This is a genomic window from Variovorax sp. W2I14 (genome assembly GCF_050435205.1).
In the GTDB taxonomy this organism is placed as follows: Bacteria; Pseudomonadota; Gammaproteobacteria; order Burkholderiales; family Burkholderiaceae_C; genus Variovorax; species Variovorax paradoxus_C.
This window is the reverse complement of record NZ_JBNDJX010000001.1, coordinates 4,339,653-4,357,619: the sequence shown is the minus strand read 5'-3', so window position 1 is coordinate 4,357,619 and position 17,967 is coordinate 4,339,653. Positions and strand designations below refer to the sequence as shown.

The 17,967-nt window shown below is 68.1% G+C and carries 11 protein-coding genes; 4 read left to right on the top strand and 7 right to left on the bottom strand.

What is annotated here, in order from left to right; genetic code table 11:
• The first annotated feature begins 175 nt into the window (after window positions 1-175).
• Window positions 176-5,929, top strand: a complete 5,754-nt coding sequence (uvrA, locus tag QF040_RS20525; RefSeq protein WP_429612586.1) for an excinuclease ABC subunit UvrA — start codon at window positions 176-178, stop codon at window positions 5,927-5,929.
• Between the two features lie 51 nt (window positions 5,930-5,980).
• On the opposite strand, the gene QF040_RS20520 is transcribed toward uvrA, so the two are convergent.
• The 7 genes from QF040_RS20520 to gabT all read right to left on the bottom strand — a co-directional run bounded on the left by QF040_RS20520 (window position 5,981) and on the right by gabT (window position 14,113).
• A complete protein-coding gene (locus tag QF040_RS20520; RefSeq protein WP_429612585.1) occupies window positions 5,981-7,459 on the bottom strand; it encodes an NAD-dependent succinate-semialdehyde dehydrogenase in 1,479 nt (492 codons plus the stop codon).
• 40 nt (window positions 7,460-7,499) lie between these two features.
• Window positions 7,500-8,459 carry an agmatinase gene (gene speB, locus QF040_RS20515; RefSeq protein WP_429612584.1) on the bottom strand — a complete coding sequence of 320 codons (960 nt, stop codon included), beginning with the start codon at window positions 8,457-8,459 and terminating at the stop codon, window positions 7,500-7,502.
• A gap of 16 nt (window positions 8,460-8,475) precedes the next feature.
• Window positions 8,476-9,294, bottom strand: coding sequence for an ABC transporter permease (locus tag QF040_RS20510; protein WP_257864875.1), 819 nt, complete (start codon window positions 9,292-9,294; stop codon window positions 8,476-8,478).
• Between the two features lie 30 nt (window positions 9,295-9,324).
• Complete coding sequence (locus QF040_RS20505; protein WP_429612583.1) at window positions 9,325-10,581, bottom strand: ABC transporter permease; 1,257 nt, start codon at window positions 10,579-10,581, stop codon at window positions 9,325-9,327.
• An 18-nt stretch (window positions 10,582-10,599) separates the two neighbouring features.
• Window positions 10,600-11,628 (bottom strand): ABC transporter substrate-binding protein, encoded by a 1,029-nt coding sequence (locus QF040_RS20500; protein ID WP_307601310.1) that lies wholly within the window; start codon window positions 11,626-11,628, stop codon window positions 10,600-10,602.
• Window positions 11,629-11,691: 63 nt separating this feature from the next.
• Window positions 11,692-12,786 carry an ABC transporter ATP-binding protein gene (locus QF040_RS20495; protein WP_429612582.1) on the bottom strand — a complete coding sequence of 365 codons (1,095 nt, stop codon included), beginning with the start codon at window positions 12,784-12,786 and terminating at the stop codon, window positions 11,692-11,694.
• A 34-nt stretch (window positions 12,787-12,820) separates the two neighbouring features.
• Window positions 12,821-14,113, bottom strand: a complete 1,293-nt coding sequence (gene gabT / locus QF040_RS20490) for a 4-aminobutyrate--2-oxoglutarate transaminase (RefSeq protein WP_429612581.1) — start codon at window positions 14,111-14,113, stop codon at window positions 12,821-12,823.
• A 164-nt stretch (window positions 14,114-14,277) separates the two neighbouring features.
• Here gabT and QF040_RS20485 point away from each other — a divergent pair, with 164 nt between their 5' ends.
• The 3 genes from QF040_RS20485 to QF040_RS20475 all read left to right on the top strand — a co-directional run bounded on the left by QF040_RS20485 (window position 14,278) and on the right by QF040_RS20475 (window position 17,963).
• Window positions 14,278-15,687 (top strand): PLP-dependent aminotransferase family protein, encoded by a 1,410-nt coding sequence (locus tag QF040_RS20485; protein ID WP_429612580.1) that lies wholly within the window; start codon window positions 14,278-14,280, stop codon window positions 15,685-15,687.
• A gap of 134 nt (window positions 15,688-15,821) precedes the next feature.
• Window positions 15,822-16,871, top strand: a complete 1,050-nt coding sequence (locus tag QF040_RS20480) for an ornithine cyclodeaminase (protein WP_429612579.1) — start codon at window positions 15,822-15,824, stop codon at window positions 16,869-16,871.
• Between the two features lie 45 nt (window positions 16,872-16,916).
• Window positions 16,917-17,963, top strand: a complete 1,047-nt coding sequence (locus tag QF040_RS20475) for a histone deacetylase family protein (protein WP_429612578.1) — start codon at window positions 16,917-16,919, stop codon at window positions 17,961-17,963.
• Window positions 17,964-17,967 lie beyond the last annotated feature (4 nt).

The following is a 17,967-nucleotide window of genomic DNA, read 5'->3' as shown; positions in this document are numbered from 1 at the left end:
AGAAGCCTTTCGGGGTGTCTCTCGTTTAAATGCAAACAAACGTGCTATTTGTTTCCGAAAGTGTCCCTCAGATGAATACGGACAAACCCCTGCGCGAGCGCAGACCTTGTGACGCAGTGCACGGATGCGTCAGGGACCACTCCCTAGAATGTTTGCCCCACCCCCCAAGGCACTCATGACACAGGGCTCCATCCGGATTCGCGGCGCGCGCCAGCACAACCTCCAGAACCTCGACCTCGACATCCGCACAGGCGAGATGACCGTGGTCACCGGGCCCAGCGGCTCGGGCAAATCGAGCCTCGTGTTCGACACCCTCTACGCCGAAGGCCAGCGGCGTTATGTGGAAACCTTCTCCGCCTACGCACGCCAGTTCCTGGACCGCATGGACAAGCCGGCCGTCGACAAGGTGGAGGGCGTGCCGCCCGCCATCGCCATCGACCAGACCAACCCGGTGCGCTCCTCGCGCTCCACGGTCGGCACGATGACCGAACTCAACGATCACCTGAAGCTGCTCTACGCCCGCGCGGCGCAGCTTTTCGACCGCGAAACCGCGCTGCCGGTGCGCCACGACTCGCCCGACAGCATCTATGCGCAGATCGCCGAGCGCGCGGCTGCGGCGGGCGATCCGAGGCTGGTCATTACCTTCCCTGTGGAGTTGCCGGCCGGCACGTCGGCCGAAGAAGTAACGCAATGGCTCTCGGCCAGCGGCTTCACCCGCGTGCAGTCCGAGCGCGAGGTGGCCACGCCCACCGGTCCGCGCAAGGTGCTCGACGTGGTGGCCGACCGCTTTCGCATCTCCAGCGCCGAGCGTTCGCGCGTGGTGGAGGCGATCGAAGTGGCGCTCAAGCGCGGCAGCGGTCGTGTGACCGTGCATGCGACGGGTGCTGAGGAAAACGCCTCGACCGACGTCTGGAAGTTCTCCACCGGCCTGCACTGCCCCGAGAGCGACATCCGCTACACCGACCCGATCCCGTCGATGTTCTCGTTCAACTCGGCCGTCGGCGCCTGCGAGACCTGCCGCGGCTTCGGTCGGGTGATCGGCGTGGACCTCGGCCTCGTGATCCCGAACGACAAGCTCACGCTGCGCGCCGGCGCGATCAAGACCATCCAGACGCCCGCGTGGAAGGAGGCGCAGGACGACCTCATGCGCCACGCCGAGGCGGCAGGCATTCCGCGCGACACGCCCTGGAACAAGCTCACCGACGAGCAGAAGCACTGGGTGATCGAGGGCACGCCCAACTACAAGGAAGGCAACTGGAACAAGCAGTGGTATGGCGTGCGCCGCTTCTTCGGCTACCTGGAGAGCAAGGCCTACAAGATGCACATCCGCGTGCTCTTGTCCAAGTACCGCAGCTACACGCAATGCCCCGTCTGCAGCGGCGCGCGCCTGAAGCTCGACAGCCTGCTCTGGCGCATCGGCAGCAAGGAAGATGCCGACGCGGTGCTGCCGCCCGAAAAGCGCTTCATGCCGACCGGCGTGAAGTGGTCGCGCGCGCAGCTCGAAGCACTGCCCGGCCTTTGCCTGCACGACCTGATGCTGTTGCCCATCGAGCGGCTGCGCAGGTTCTTCGACCGCGTCGAGCACCACGGCAACGGCAGCCCCGCGAGCGAAGGCGAGGCGCAGGCGCTGAAGCTGCTGTTCGAGGAAATCACCACGCGCCTGCGCTACCTGCACGACGTGGGCATCGGCTACCTCACGCTCGACCGCCAGAGCCGCACCTTGAGCGGCGGCGAGGTGCAGCGCATCAACCTCACGACCGCGCTCGGCACCTCGCTGGTCAACACGCTCTTCGTGCTCGACGAGCCCAGCATCGGCCTGCATCCGCGCGACATGAATCGCATCACCGAAGCCATGCTGCGCCTGCGCGATGCGGGCAACACGCTGGTGGTGGTCGAGCACGACCCGGCCGTGATGCTCGCGGCCGACCGCGTGATCGACATGGGCCCCGGCCCCGGCATCCGCGGCGGACAGATCGTGTTCGACGGCACCACCGACCAGCTGCGCGACGCCGACACGCTCACCGGCCAGTACCTGGGCGGGCGCAAGAAGATCGGCATGGGCTTCAAGCGCCTCGTGAGCGAGAACACGCACCGGCTCATCCTCGAAGGCGCGCGCGAGCACAACCTGCAGAACGTGACGGTCGAATTCCCGCTCGCGCGGCTGGTGTGCGTCACCGGCGTCAGCGGCTCGGGCAAGTCGACGCTGATCCAGGACGTGCTGGCGCCCGCGCTCATGCGCCACTTCGGCAAGGCGACGGAAACGCCGGGCGCGCACGACCGCCTGCTGGGCGCCGATCATCTGGGCGACGTGGTCTTCGTCGACCAGTCGCCCATCGGCAAGACCGCGCGCTCCAACCCCGCGAGCTACGTGGGCGCGTGGGACGCGATCCGCGAGATCTTCGCCACCGCGGCGCTCTCGCGCCAGCGCGGCTACACCGCGAGCAAGTTCAGCTTCAACTCCGGCGACGGGCGCTGCCCGACCTGCGGCGGCTCGGGCTTCGAGCACGTCGAGATGCAATTCCTCTCGGACGTCTACCTGCGCTGCCCCGACTGCGACGGCAAGCGCTACCGGCCTGAAATCCTCGAAGTGAAGATCGAGCGCAAGGGCAAGAGCTACAACGTGGCCGACGTGCTCGACCTCACCGTGGCCGAGGCTGCGGCAGTATTCGAAGCCGACCGCGACGTGCTGCGCGTGCTGCAGCCGATTTCCGACGTGGGCCTGGACTACGTCAAGCTCGGCCAGCCGGTGCCCACGCTGTCGGGCGGCGAAGCGCAGCGCCTGAAGCTCGCGGGCTTCCTTGCCGAGGCCGCGAAGAGTGCGACCGCGAGCAAGCAATCGGTCGCGCGCAGGGGCACGCTGTTCCTGTTCGACGAGCCGACCACCGGCCTGCACTTCGACGACATCGCGCGCCTGATGCGCGCGCTGCGCAAGCTGCTCGATGCCGGCCATTCGCTGATCGTGATCGAGCACAACCTCGACGTGATCCGCGCGAGCGACTGGTGCATCGACCTCGGCCCCGAAGGCGGCGAGGGCGGCGGCTTGGTGGTGGCCGAGGGCACGCCCGAGCAGCTGCGCGAGAACCGCGCCTCGCTCACCGGCGCGGCGCTGGCCGATTACGAACTGGCGATCGGCCCCGAGGCCTACAAGGTGGCCGAGCGCGCCGCCCGTCGCTACATTGCGAACGCGAAGACGGCGCCCGGCAGCAACGCCATCGAAATCGTGAATGCGCGCGAGCACAACCTGAAGAACCTCAGCGTGGACATTCCGCGCGGCAAGTTCAGCGTGGTGACGGGCGTGAGCGGCTCGGGCAAGTCGACGCTGGCCTTCGACATTCTTTTCAACGAAGGGCAGCGCCGCTACCTCGAATCGCTCAACGCGTATGCGCGCAGCATCGTGCAGCCCGCGGGGCGCCCTGAGGTGGACGCGGTCTACGGCATTCCGCCGACCGTGGCCATCGAGCAGCGCCTCTCGCGCGGCGGCCGCAAGAGCACGGTGGGCACGACCACCGAGGTGTGGCACTTCCTGCGCCTGCTGTACGTGAAGCTGGGCATCCAGCACTGCACGCACGACGGCGCGGCCGTGCAGCCGCAGACGCCCGACAGCATCGCCGCGCAGCTCATGCGCAACTTCAAGGGCCAGCACATCGGCCTGCTCGCGCCGCTGGTGAGCAACCGCAAGGGCGTCTACACCGAGTTGGCCGACTGGGCGCGGCCGCGCGGCTTCACGCACCTGCGCGTGGACGGCGACTTCCTGCCGACCACCGGCTTCCCGCGCATCGACCGCTTCAAGGAGCACAGCATCGAGCTGCCTGTGGCGAGCCTCGACGTGCTGCCTTCGAAGGAAACCGAATTGCGCGAGGCGCTCACCAAGGCGCTCGAACACGGCAAGGGCGTGGTGCATGTGCTGAGCGAGCTCGACGGCCTGAAGGCCGCGATGATGGCCGGCGTTTCGGCCGCCGGCATCGGCCGCGTGAACGTGTTCTCCACGCTGCGCGCCTGCCCGGTCTGCAGCACCAGCTACGCCGAGCTCGACCCGCGCCTCTTCAGCTACAACAGCAAGCACGGCTGGTGTCCCGATTGCGTGGGCACCGGCGTCAAGCTCAGCAAGGACCAGCGCAAGGTCTTCGACGATTCGATCCGCGACGACGACAACAAGGGCCGCGAACAGACCTTCGCCGAGCCCGAGATCGAGGACCTCGCCGACACCGCCTGCCCGACCTGCGAAGGCACGCGCCTCAACGCCACGGCGCGCGCGGTGAGCTTCGGCGCCTCGCTGGCCGACGGCACGGGCGGCATCGGCATCACCGAACTCGCGCGCATGAGCGTGACCGAGGTGCGGCAGTGGTTCGAGGGGCTCGCGCTCACCGGCCGCGAAGCCGAGATCGCACGCGACCTCGTGCCCGAGATCAAGAGCCGGCTCGAATTCCTCGAGGAGGTGGGCCTCGGCTACCTCACGCTCGACCGTGGTGCGCCCACGCTCTCGGGCGGCGAGGCGCAGCGCATCCGCCTCGCGGCCCAGCTCGGCAGCAACCTGCAGGGCGTGTGCTACGTGCTCGACGAGCCGACCATCGGCCTGCACGCGCGCGACAACCAGATCCTGCTGAACGCGCTGCACAAGCTCGGCGAGAAGGGCAACACGCTGGTGGTGGTGGAGCACGACGAAGACACCATCCGCCGCGCGGACCACATCATCGACATCGGTCCGAGCGCCGGCAAGCGCGGCGGACGGCTCGTGGCCGAAGGCTCGGTGGCCGACATCGAGGCGGCGGGCGATTCGCAGACAGGCCGCTACCTGCGCGACGCGATCAAGCATCCGCTGCAGGCGCGACGCCTGATTCCGTCGCCGGATCCGAAGGCGGAAGACAGCGGCAACTGGCTCACCGTGCACGGCGCCGACCTGCACAACCTGCAGGACGTGACGGCCACGCTGCCGCTGCACCGCCTCGTGGTGGTGACCGGCGTCAGCGGCTCGGGCAAGTCGACGCTCGCGCGCGACGTGCTGCTGGCCAGTGTGCAGGGCATCGTGATCCAGCGCATGACCAAGGCCGGACGCGACGCCGATGCCGCGGGCAAGCGCGCGGCCTGGTCCGGCTGCAGCAAGGTCGAGGGCTACGAGACCATCGACCGCGTGCTCGAAGTCGACCAGACCCCCATCGGCAAGACGCCGCGCAGTTGCCCCGCCACCTACATCGGCTTCTGGGACACCATCCGCAAGCTCTTCGCCGACACGCTCGAGGCCAAGGCGCGCGGCTACGGCCCGGCGCGCTTCAGCTTCAACACCGGCGAAGGCCGCTGCCCGGGCTGCGAAGGCGCGGGCGTGCGCACCATCGAGATGAGCTTCCTGCCCGATGTGAAGGTGCCTTGCGAGGTGTGCCACGGCGCGCGCTTCAACCCCGAGACGCTGGCCGTGAGCTGGCGCGGCAAGAGCATCGGCGACGTGCTGAAGATGGAAGTGGACGAGGCGGTCGAGTTCTTCTCGGCCATGCCCAACATCAGCCATCCGCTGCAGTTGCTGAAGGACGTGGGACTCGGTTACCTCACGCTGGGGCAACCCTCGCCCACGCTCTCGGGCGGCGAGGCGCAGCGCATCAAGCTGGTGACCGAACTGAGCAAGGTGCGCGACGACATCACCCGCCGCGGCCAGAAGGCGCCGCACACGCTGTACGTGCTCGACGAGCCGACGGTCGGCCTGCACATGGCCGACGTCGAGAAGCTGATCCACGTGCTGCACCGGCTGGTGAACGGCGGCCACAGCGTGGTGGTGATCGAGCACGACCTCGACCTGATCGCCGAAGCCGACTGGATCATCGACCTCGGCCCCGAAGGCGGAAACGCCGGCGGACGCATCGTTGCGGCGGCGCCGCCGGAGGAAGTCGTGCGGCTTGGCACGCACACCGGCGTGGCATTGAAGCCGGTGCTGGCGAGATAAAGAACGACGGGCGGGGCTCGGCTCCCGCCCTTCTTCCTTTTCCTTCGCTTCCTACTTCTGGATGTCGCCCAGGCAGAGGTACTTGATCTCCACGTAGTCGTCCATGCCGTGGTGCGAGCCTTCGCGCCCCAGGCCCGACTGCTTCACGCCGCCGAAAGGCACGTGCTCGGTGGCGATCACGCCCGCGTTGATGCCCACCATGCCGTATTCCAGCGCTTCAGCCACGCGGAAGATCCGGCCCACGTCGCGCGTGTAGAAGTAGCTCGCGAGGCCGAACTCGGTGTTGTTCGCCGCGTCGATGCCCTCCTGCTCGGTCTTGAAGCGGAACACCGGTGCGAAGGGCCCGAAGGTTTCTTCGCGCGCGCACAGCATGTCGGCGGTGGCTTCGGCCACCACGGTCGGCTCGAAGAACTGGCCCTGCATCTTGCGGCCGCCGGCCAGCACCTTGCCGCCCTTGGCGATGGCGTCGGCGACGTGGCGCTGCACCTTGTCGATGGCCGCTTCCTCGATCAGCGGGCCCTGCACCACGCCCTCGTCGAAGCCGTTGCCGACCTTGAGCGCCTTGACCCTGGCCGCGAACTTCTCGACGAAGGCGTCGTAGATGCCGTCCTGCACATACAGCCGGTTCGCGCACACGCAGGTCTGGCCGGCGTTGCGGTACTTGCTCGCCATCGCGCCTTCGACGGCGGAGTCCACGTCGGCATCGTCGAACACCAGGAAGGGCGCGTTGCCGCCCAGTTCCAGCGACAGCTTCTTGACCGTCGGCGCGCACTGGCTCATCAGGATGCGGCCCACTTCGGAGGAGCCGGTGAAGCTCAGGTGGCGCACGACGTCGCTCTCGCACAGTTCCTTGCCGATCGCGATGCTGTTCTGGCTGTCGGCCGTGAGCACGTTGAGCACGCCCGCCGGAATGCCGGCGCGCACCGCCAGTTCGGCCGCGGCCAGCGCGGTCAGCGGCGTGAGCTCGGCGGGCTTGATGATGACCGTGCAGCCCGCGGCCAGCGCCGGCGCCACCTTGCGGGTGATCATCGCGAGCGGAAAATTCCACGGCGTGATCGCCGCGCACACGCCGATGGCCTGCTTCATCACCAGCAGGCGGCGGTTGTTGTCGAACTGCGGCAGCACCTCGCCGTTCACGCGCTTGGCCTCCTCGGCAAACCACTCGACGAAGCTCGCACCGTAGACGACCTCGCCCTTGGCTTCCGCAAAGGGCTTGCCCTGTTCGGCGGTCATCAGGCGGCCGAGGTCTTCGGTGTTGGCGATGAGCAGGTCGAACCACTTGCGCAGCACGATGCTGCGCTCCTTGCCGGTCTTGCCGCGCCAGGCGGCCAGCGCCTTGTTGGCGGCGGCAATGGCCTCGGCGGCATCGGCGCGCGTGAGGTTGGCCACGTCGACCAGCTTCTTGCCGGTGGCGGGGTCGTTCACGTCGAAGCGGCTGGCGCCGCGTGTCCATTCGCCGGCGATCAGCGCATCGGTCTTGAGCAGGCTGGGATCGTTCAGGAGGGCGAGGGGAGAAGTCTGGGTGTCCATGGTGTCGTGTTGTCTCGAAAGGAATGGAGGGCGATGGAGATCAGCGAAAAGGTACACCGGGAAGCACGCACAACATTTCGTAGAGCAGATTGGCCCCGAGCAGCGCAGTGTTTCCGCTCGTGTCGTACGGCGGGCTGACCTCCACCAGGTCGGCGCCCACCACGTTCAGGCCGCGGCAGCCGCGCACGATTTCCAGCGCCTGCGGCACGGTGAGCCCGCCGATCTCGGGCGTGCCGGTGCCGCCGGCGAACGAGGGATCGATGCCGTCGATGTCGAAGCTGATGTAGACCGGATGCGTCGGCCCGATGCGCTCGCGCACTTGCGCCATGAGCGGTGCGAGCGACTGGTACCAGACCTCGTGCGCCTGCACCACGGTGAAGCCCTGTTCGCGCGGCCAGTCGAAATCGTCCGCCGCATAGCCGGTGCCGCGCAGGCCGATCTGCCAGACCTTGTCGCAGGCCAGGAGGCCTTCTTCGACCGCGCGGCGGAACGGCGTGCCGTGGGCGATGCGTTCGCCGAACATGTCGTCGTTCACGTCCGCATGCGCATCGACATGCACCAGCGCGACCGGGCCGTGCCGCTTCGCCACCGCGCGCAGGATGGGCAACGCGATCGTGTGGTCGCCGCCGAGCGTCAGCGGCGCGCAGCCTGCGGCCAGCACCGTGTCGTAGAAGGCCGAGACGATGTCGACCGACTTCTCGAGCGAGTAGGTGTTGATCGGCACGTCGCCCAGGTCGGCCACGTTCAGCTTGTCGAAGGGCGCGGCGCCGGTGGCCATGTTGTAGGGGCGCAGCAGCGCCGATTCGGCGCGGATCTGGCGCGGGCCGAAGCGCGCGCCCGGCCGGTTGGAGGTGCCGATGTCCAGCGGCACGCCGATGAACGCGGCGTCCAGCCCCTCGGGGGAGGTGGCAGCGGGCAGCCGCATCATCGTGCCGGGGCCGGCGAAGCGCGGCATCGTGTTGCCGCCGAGCGGCTGGTTCGGAGTTGGGTTGGCGGGCATCGCAGGAAGGTTCAGTTCAGCGCCGCCGGCCGCGCAGCCATTCGAGCGCGAGCAGCAGCGTGGTGGTGAAGACGATCAGCAGCGTCGCCACGGCGGCAATGGTGGGCGAGATGTTCTCGCGGATGCCGGTGAACATCTGGCGCGGCAGCGTGACCTGGTCGGGCCCCGCGAGGAACAGCGTGACCACCACTTCGTCGAACGAGGTGGCGAAGGCGAACAGCGCCCCCGAGATCACGCCCGGCGCGATCACCGGCAGCGTGATGCGCATGAAGGTCCTGAACGGCGTCTCGCCCAGGCTCAGCGATGCGCGCACCAGGTTCTGGTTGAAGCCGGCCAGCGTGGCGAGCACCGTGGTCAGCACGAACGGTGCGCCCAGCGCCGCATGCACCACGATCAGCCCGAAGTAGGTGTCGGCCAGGCCAATGGGCGCGAAGTAGAGGTACGTGGCAACGCCCACCACCACGATCGGCACCACCATCGGCGAGATCAGCACGCTCATGAGCAGCCCCTTGAACGCGAAGCTCGTGCGCGACAGGCCCACCGCCGCCAGCGTGCCCAGCACGGTCGCCAGCACCGTGGCGGCCGGCGCAACGATGAAGCTGTTGCGCGCCGCGCGCGCCCACTCGGGCGACTCGAAGAGGTTGCGATACCAGCGCAGCGACCAGCCCGGGATCGGGTAGGCGAGGAACGAACTGTCGGAGAACGACAGCGGAATCACCACCAGGATCGGTGCCAGCAGAAAGGCCAGCACCGCGACGCAGCCCGCGCGCACCGCCCACCAGCCGAGCTTGTCGGCGAAGGTGGCGTAGGCCGGGAAGTGGGGGAGCTTGAACATGCGTGTCTGTCTTTCTTGCTTTCGCGTCGTTCAGCCGAGGCTCAGCTCGGCCTTGCCGATGCGGCGGTACACGGCATACAGCAGCAGCGTGGCGACCAGCAGCACCGTGCCCAGCGCGCAGGCCATGCCCCAGTTGATTTCCACGTTGGTGTAGCGCGCGATGTAGTAGCTCAGCATCTGGTCGTCCGCACCACCGAGCAGCGCCGGCGTCACGTAGTAGCCGATGGCCAGGATGAAGACCAGCAGCGCACCCGCGCCGATGCCCGGATAGGTCTGCGGCACGTACACCCGAAAGAACGCCGCCAGCGGCGAACTGCCCAGCGAGACGGCCGCGCGCAGGTAGGTGGGCGGCACGCTCTTCATCACGCTGTAGAGCGGCAGGATCATGAAGGGCAGCAGGATGTGAACCATCGCGATGATCACGCCGGTGCGGTTGAACAGCAGTGCCAGCGGATGGTCGATGAGGCCGATGCCCATGAGGCCGCGGTTGACCAGCCCCTCGGATTGCAGCAGCACGATCCACGCGGCCACGCGCACCAGGATGGAGGTCCAGAACGGCACCAGCACCAGGATCATCAGCACGTTGGCCTTGCGCGCCGGCAGCGTCGACAGCCACCAGGCCAGCGGATAGGCCAGCAGCAGGCAGAAGAAGGTGACCACCGCGCTGATGTTGAAGGTGCGCAGCAGGATGCCGGCGAATGCGCGCTGGTCTGCGGGCATGCGCTCCACCTCGCCGGCCACGTCGCGCCGCAGGTCGACCGAGGCGAGCAGGTAGTCGGGCGTCCAGCGCGAGCCGTTCTTGGCGATGGCCTGCCAGAACGGCGGCTCGCCCCAGCGTGGATCGAGCTCCAGCATGCGCGCCTTGACCTCTTCCGGCGTGCCGGCAATCGGCAGCGCGCGGAAGGTGCCCATCACCAGCGAACGGGCGCCGGCGATCTCGGTGTTGAGGCGGCGCGCCAGGGCGCCCGCGTCGGAGCTGTCGGGCAGTTGGCCGAGGTCGGCCGCGATCGCCGCATAGGCGGCGGGCGCGGGCGCCTCCTTGCGGTTCCAGCCGTCGAGCGCGCGCACGGTGCGCGGCAGCGCGTTGGCCACCTCGGGGTTTTCGACAGCGCGCTGCAGCAGCGCCACGATGGGCACCAGCAGCGTGAGCAGCAAAAACACCAGCAGCGGCACCGTGAGCGCAAAGGCGCGCCACTTGCGGCGGGCTTCGGCGCGCGCCAGCGCACGACGCAGTTCGCCGGGCGGAGCCTGCGCCGAACCGAGGGGGACAGTCGTTGCCGCGTGCATGGCCTCTTGCCTGCCCGCTTACTGCGTGGCCCAGGATGCGAAGCGCTTCTCCAGCGCCTCGCCCTGGTCGGCCCAGAAGCCGACGTTGAACTGCAGCGAATCCTTGGCGTTGGCCGCCGAAGTCGGCAGGTCGGCCAGCACCTTGGGGCTGAGCGCAGCCAGCGCCTTGGTGTTGGTGGGCCCGTAGGCGATGTTCTGCGCGTAGACCGACTGGTTGGCCGGCTGCATCGCGAACTGGATGTACTTGAGCGAGGCCTCCTTGTTCGGCGCACCCTTCGGGATCACCAGGTAGTCGAGGTCGTAGATGCCGCCCGGCCAGTAGATCTTGAGGTCGCGGCCTTCGCGGTTGGCCGCGTCGATGCGGCCGTTGTAGACGGTGGTCAGCACCACGTCGCCCGCCACCAGGAACTGCGGCGGCTGCGCGCCGGCCTCCCACCACTGGATGTTCGGCTTGAGTTCGGTGAGCTTCTTGAAGGCGCGGTCGGCGCCGTCCTTGGTGCCGAGCACCTTGTAGACATCGCCCGGCTTCACGCCGTCGGCCATGAGCGCGAACTCCAGGTTGTAGCGCGCGCCCTTGCGCATGCCGCGCTTGCCGGGGATCTTCTTCACGTCCCAGAAGTCGGCCCAGCTCGTCGGCGCGCTCTTGAGCTTTTCGCCGTTGTAGGCCATGACGGTGGACCACACGAACAGGCCGACGCCGCAGTCGGTGACGGCGGCGGGGAGGAAGTCGGCCTTGTTGCCGATCTTGGAATAGTCGAGCTTCTCGAACAGGCCCTCGTCGCAGCCGCGCGCCGCATCGGGCGATTCGACCTCGACCACGTCCCAGGTGACCTTCTTGGTCTCGACCATCGCCTTGATCTTGGCCTGCTCGCCGTTGTATTCGACCGGGATGATCTTGGTGCCGGCCTTCTCGTAGGGCTCGTAGTACGCCTTCTTCTGGGCATTGGCGTTGGCACCGCCGAAGTTGACCACGGTGAGCTGCTGCTGGGCGAAGGCCGGCAGCGCGAAGCTGGCGGCGACGGTGCAGGCGAGGAGGGTCTTTTTCATGGGGGAGTCTTCCTGGGTGATGAACGGAAAGAAGGAAACGCGAGGGAACAACGGGCGCCGGCTTCAGGGGGCGTAGATGCGCACATGCGCCATCGGAAATTCGAGCACCACTGCGTCGCCGGCCTGCGGCGCTGCGGCACCGTCCAGGCCGTCCAGCGGCAGCTTCACTGTGGCTTCGGCCTGGCCGTCGCCGACGCCGCACAGCAGCCGCAGGTGGTCGCCGAAATAGATGACGCGCGACAGCTGGGCCGCGAGCATGTTGGCGCCCTGTATGGCCGGGCTGCGGTGCAGCACCACGCGCTCGGGACGGATGCAGGCCTCGACCGCCGCACCCGCCGCCGCGCCACTGACATTGAGCCCGTGCAGCACGCGGCCGTCGGGCAGTGTCATCTCGGCCTGCGCGCCGCCGCGGCCCAGTTGGCCCTTGAGCACCGTGTTGTCGCCGACGAAGCCGGCCACGAAGCGGTTGGACGGCTTCTCGTACAGGCCGTCGACCGTGTCCAGCTGCTGGATCACGCCTTCGTTGAACACCGCCACGCGGTCGCTCATGGTGAGCGCCTCGCCCTGGTCGTGCGTCACGTAGACGAAGGTCACGCCCAGTTGGCGGTGCAGGTCCTTGAGCTCGATCTGCATGTGCTCGCGCAATTGCTTGTCGAGCGCGCCGAGCGGCTCATCCATCAGCACGAGCTGGGGCTCGAACACCAGCGCGCGCGCCAGCGCCACGCGCTGCTGCTGGCCGCCCGAGAGCTGGCCGGGCAGGCGGTCGGTCATGCCGCGCAGCTGGACCATGTCGAGCGCGCGCTGCACGCGGGTTTGCTGCTCGGCCTTGGGCACCTTGCGCACCGTGAGCGGATAGGCCACGTTCTGGCCGACGCTCAGGTGCGGAAACAGCGCGTAGTTCTGGAACACCATGCCGAAGTTGCGCTTGTGCGGCGGCACGCCGGTGATCTGCTTGCCATCGAGCAATATGTCGCCCGAGGTCGGCGACTCGAAGCCCGCCAGCATCATCAGCGTGGTGGTCTTGCCCGAGCCCGAGGGCCCGAGCAGGCTCAGGAACTCGCCGCGATGGATGTCCAGGTCGAGCTGGCGCACCACCAGGTGTTCGCCGTCGTAGGTTTTCTGGACGCGCTGGAAGCGCACCAAGGGTTCTGCTGTCATGGAGGATTTCAGAAGGGGCCGGTCCGTCGTTCGGTCAGCGCAGCGCGGCGAAGCTGTCCGCGAGAAGCGCCAGGCCTTCGTCCACAAGCAAGTCGGATGCCGTCAGCGGCACCAGCACGCGAATGACATTGCCGTAGGTTCCGCAAGACAGCAGGATCAACCCGCGCCGCGCCGCCTCCGCCACCACCCGGCGGGTCAGCGCGGCATCGGGCCGCGCGGTGTCCCCTTCCTCGAACAGCTCGATGGCCACCATGGCGCCGAGCCCTCGCACATCGCCGATGGCCGGCACTTCGGCGGCAATGCGGCGCAAGCCGGCCATGAGCTGTTCGCCCATGGCGCGGCTGCGGGCCAGCAGTTGCTCGTCGTCGAACACCTTGAGCACCGCCAGCGCCGCGGCGCAGCCGATGGGGCTGCCGGCGTAGGTGCCGCCCAGGCCGCCGGGGGCGGGCGCGTCCATTACCTCGGCGCGGCCCACCACGCCGGAGATCGGGAAGCCGCCCGCCATCGACTTGGCGGTGGTGATCAGGTCCGGCGCCGACGGCCACTGCTCGCTGGCGAACCAGGTGCCGGTGCGGCCCGCGCCGGTCTGCACCTCGTCGGCAATGATCAGGATGCCGTGGCGGTCGGCCAGCGCGCGCAGGCCTTCGATGAAGTCGTTGGGCGCCACGTAGAAGCCGCCCTCGCCCTGCACCGGTTCCAGGATGAACGCGGCCACGCGCTCGGGCTCGATGTCGTTCTTGAACAGCAGCTCGATCGAATGCAGGGCATCGTCCACGCTCACGCCGTGCAGCGCATTCGGGTACAGCGCATGGAACACCTCGCCCGGGAACGGGCCGAAGCCGACCTTGTAGGGAGCGACCTTGCCGGTGAGGCCGAGCGTCATCATCGTGCGGCCGTGGTAGCCGCCGTTGAAGGCGATGATGCCGGGCCGGCGGGTGTGGGCGCGGGCGATCTTGACCGCGTTCTCGACCGCCTCGGCGCCGGTGCTCAGGAAGATCGATTTCTTCGCGAATTTGCCGGGCGCCAGCGCATTCAGTCGCTCGGCCAGCTCCACGTAGGGCTCGTAGGCCACCACCTGGAAGCAGGTGTGCGAGTAGAGATCGACCTGCGCCTTCACGGCCGCGCTGATCTCCGGGTGGCAATGGCCGGTGTTGAGCACCGCGATGCCGCCGGCGAAATCGATGTAGCGGCGGCCCTCCACGTCCCACAGCTCGGCGTTGGCGGCCCGGCTGACGAAGATGTCGTGGGCTTGCCCGACCCCGCGGGCGACGGCCGCGGTGCGGCGTGCCATGAGGGCGGCATTGCTGAGGTGGGATTCGCGTTTCATGGGGGGCCTGTGCATCGCAGAAGAGGGAATGCCGGCACTCTAGGTCGCGCGAATCGATCCAGCCATGTACACCGGAAGTGATCGCCGGGAAGACTGTACTGGTCTTGTATCCTGTACATACTTTCCTCAATATGGTGCAGGCCGCACGGCCGCAGACACCCCCGATGCTCATTCTTCGCCCCGAACAGCCGACGCCGCTGGTGAGCCAGATCGTGGAAGGGCTGCGCGGCCTGATCGGCGCGCAGAAGCTCAAGGCCGACACCAAGCTGCCGTCGATCCGCGCCTTTGCCGCGGCGCATGGCGTGAGTGTCTTCACGGTGGTCGAGGCCTACGACCGGTTGGTGGCGCAGGGCCTTCTGGTGTCGCGCGCCAATGCGGGTTTCTTCGTCAAGCGGCGCAGCGAAGAGAGCACCGCCGGCGCGGCCAGCGCACCGCGGCCGGACCCCCGCTTCGACGCCCGCTGGTACCTGCAGCAGATCTTCGAGAACCGCAACCTTCCGCTGAAGCCCGGCTGCGGCTGGCTGCCGCACGACTGGCTGTTCGAAGACGGCATGCGCCGGAGCCTGCGCCACCTGGCCTCCGAAGGCGCCGACATCGGCGGCTACGGCCTGCCCTTCGGCCACATGGCGCTGCGCATGGCGACGGCCGAGGCGCTGTCGGAGCAGCAGATCGTGGTCGAGGCCGGCCAGGTCCTGCTGACCCAGGGATCGAGCCAGGCGCTGGACCTGGTCGCGCGGCGCCTGCTCAAGCCGGGCGATTCGGTGCTGGTGGACGATCCGGGCTATCCGAACCTGATGTTCATGCTGCGCTTCCTTGGCGTGGAAATCATCGGCGTGCCGCGCATTCCTTCGGGCTACGACATGCCCGCGCTCGAGGCGCTGCTCGCCACGCACCGGCCCAAGGCCTTCTTCACCCAGCCGCGGCTGCAGAGCCCGACCTGCTCGATGGCGTCGCTGCCGCAACTGGTGCAACTGCTCCAGCTCGCGCAGGCGCACGATTTCACGCTGGTCGAGAACGACATCTATGCCGAGATGGATGCGTCGATGCGGCCCTCGCTCGCAAGCCTCGGCCAGTTGCGCCGCGTGGTCTACGTCAGCAGCTACTCCAAGACCATCTCGCCGAACATCCGCGTCGGTTTCGTGGTGGCGCAGCCCGAACTGCTGGAAGACCTCGCGCAGCTCAAGATGGTCTCGGGTCTTACCTCGTCCGACATCACCGAGCGCCTGGCCTTCAGCACCGTGACCGATGGCCGCTGGCGCAAGCATCTGAAGGCGCTGCGCGACCGGCTCGCGCAGGCGCAGGGCGGTGTCGCGAGGCGGCTGAACGGGCTGGGCTTCGAACTCTTCCATGAAGCCGCGGCCGGCATGTATCTGTGGGCGCGGCACCCGGACATTGCCGACAGCGCCGAGCTCTCCAGGCGCGCCGCGACGGAGGGCATCATGCTCGGCCCGGGCCAGTTGTTCCTGGTCAATCCGCGCACGACGGGCTGGCTGCGCTTCAACGTGGCCTTCAGCGAGGACGAGCGGCTCTGGCGCTTTCTGGAGCGCAGCATCGAAGAGCGCAGGTACGACTGACGGGGGCTCGCAAGAAGTCGCCGCGAGGCGCAGAATGACCAAACCCTTGGCGCAGGCGCATCCTGAATCAGCCATGGTGGAGTCGACATGCGAGGGGATGAAGCGCCGTGCCGGGCTACGCAAGGAGCCATGCCATGACCCGCTTCATCGATGTCCACAGCCTGGTTCGCCTGGTGGATGAAACCGGCGTTCCGCAATTCCTCGAGGCGCTGGCCGACGCGCTGCGCGACGACTTTTTGCGCTGGCGAGAGTTCGACAAGAAGGCGCGCGTCGCGAGCCACTCGCACCTCGGCGTGATCGAGCTGATGCCGGTGGCCGACGATGGCGCCTACGCCTTCAAGTACGTCAACGGGCATCCGCACAACACCTCGGTCGGGCTGCCGACCGTCATGGCCTTCGGCGTGCTGGCGGAGGTCGACACCGGCTACCCGGTGCTGCTGTCCGAACTCACCCTCACCACCGCGCTGCGCACGGCAGCCACCTCGGCGATGGCGGCGCAGGCCCTGGCGCGGCCCGATTCGCGCAGCCTCGCACTGATCGGCAACGGCTCGCAGAGCGAGTTCCAGGCGCTGGCTTTCCACGCGCTGCTGGGCATCGAGGAAGTGCGCGTGTTCGACACCGATCCGCGCGCCACCGACAAGCTGGTGCGGCACCTCTCGGCTTGCACGCCGATGGAGATCGTGCGCGCCCGCTCGGTGGCCGATGCGGTGCGCGGCGCCGACATCGTCACCACCATCACCGCCTACCAGGGGCACGCGACCGTGCTCACGCCCGAGATGATCGAGCCGGGCATGCACATCAACGCGGTCGGCGGCGATTCGCCCGGCAAGACCGAGCTGCACCCCGACGTGCTGCGCCGCGCGCGCGTGTTCGTCGAGTACGAGCCGCAGACCCGCGTCGAGGGCGAGATCCAGCAACTGGCGGCCGATTTCCCGGTGCACGAGCTCTGGAAGGTGCTGCTCGGCGAAGTGCCCGGACGCGAGAGCGCCGAGCAGGTCACGGTGGTCGATTCGGTCGGCTTCGCGCTGGAGGACTACACCGCGCTGCGCTACATCCACCAGCTCGCGATCGAGCGCGGCATCGGCCAGAAGATCGCGCTGGTGCCGGAGCTCGACGACCCGAAGGACCTGTTCGGGCTCACCGCGTCCGGCAGGCGCCGGGCGGTGCTGCGGCGTGCGGCATGATCGGCCGCATCCGCAACGCCGACCCTGTTTTCTTCTTCTTTTTTCATGCTCACCATCTACAACGACCAGCACGCACTGCATCAAGGCAAAGTCGAAATGTTCCGTGGCGAGCTGGTGCCTTGCTTCGAGGTGCCGGCCCGCGTCGACCATGTGAAGCATGAGCTGGAGCGGCGAGGAGTTGGTCCGTTGCAGTCGCCCGATGCGATCGACGATGCGCTGCTCGCGAAGGTGCATGCGCCGCGCTATCTGGACTTCATCGCCGGCGCGTGGGACGAGTGGGTGGCGCTCGATCCAGCGAATGCGTCGCGCGACGCGCTCCCTTCGTACTGGCCGACGCGCGGCATGCGCACCGATGTGCTGCCGCAGAGCTTTCCGGCGCGCCTGGGGCTGTTCTCCTTCGATGCGGGCACACCGTTCACTGCCGGCAGCTGGGCCGCGGCGCGGCAGGGCGCGGCGTGCGCCTGGACCGCGACGCAACGTGTGCTTGGCGGCCAGCGCTCGGCCTTCGCGCTGACGCGGCCTCCGGGCCATCACGCAGGCGTCGATTTCTTCGGCGGCTACTGCTTCGTCAACAACGCCGCCGTGGCTGCGCAGGCATTGCGCGATGCCGGCATCGAACGCGTGGCGGTGCTCGATGTCGACTACCACCACGGCAACGGCACGCAAGCCATCTTCTACGACCGCAGCGACGTGCACTTTGCCAGCCTGCACGGCGATCCGTTCACCGACTACCCGTACTACCTCGGCCACGCCGACGAGCGCGGCGCCGGCAAGGGCGAAGGCTTCAACCACAACCTGCCGCTGCCGCGCGGCACCGACTTCACCGCGTGGCGCGCTGCGCTCAAGACGGCGCTCGACGGCATCGCGAAGGTGAAGGCCGGCGCGCTCGTGGTCTCGCTCGGCGTCGACACCTTCGAGGGCGATCCGATCTCCGGCTTCAAGCTCAAGAGCGACGACTACCTGCGCATGGGAGAAGACCTCGCGCGCGCAGGGTTACCGACGGTGTTCGTGTTCGAAGGCGGTTACGCGGTGGCCGAAGTAGGCGTCAACACGGTGAACGTGCTCGAAGGTTTCGGCCAGACGGCCGGCTGAGGAA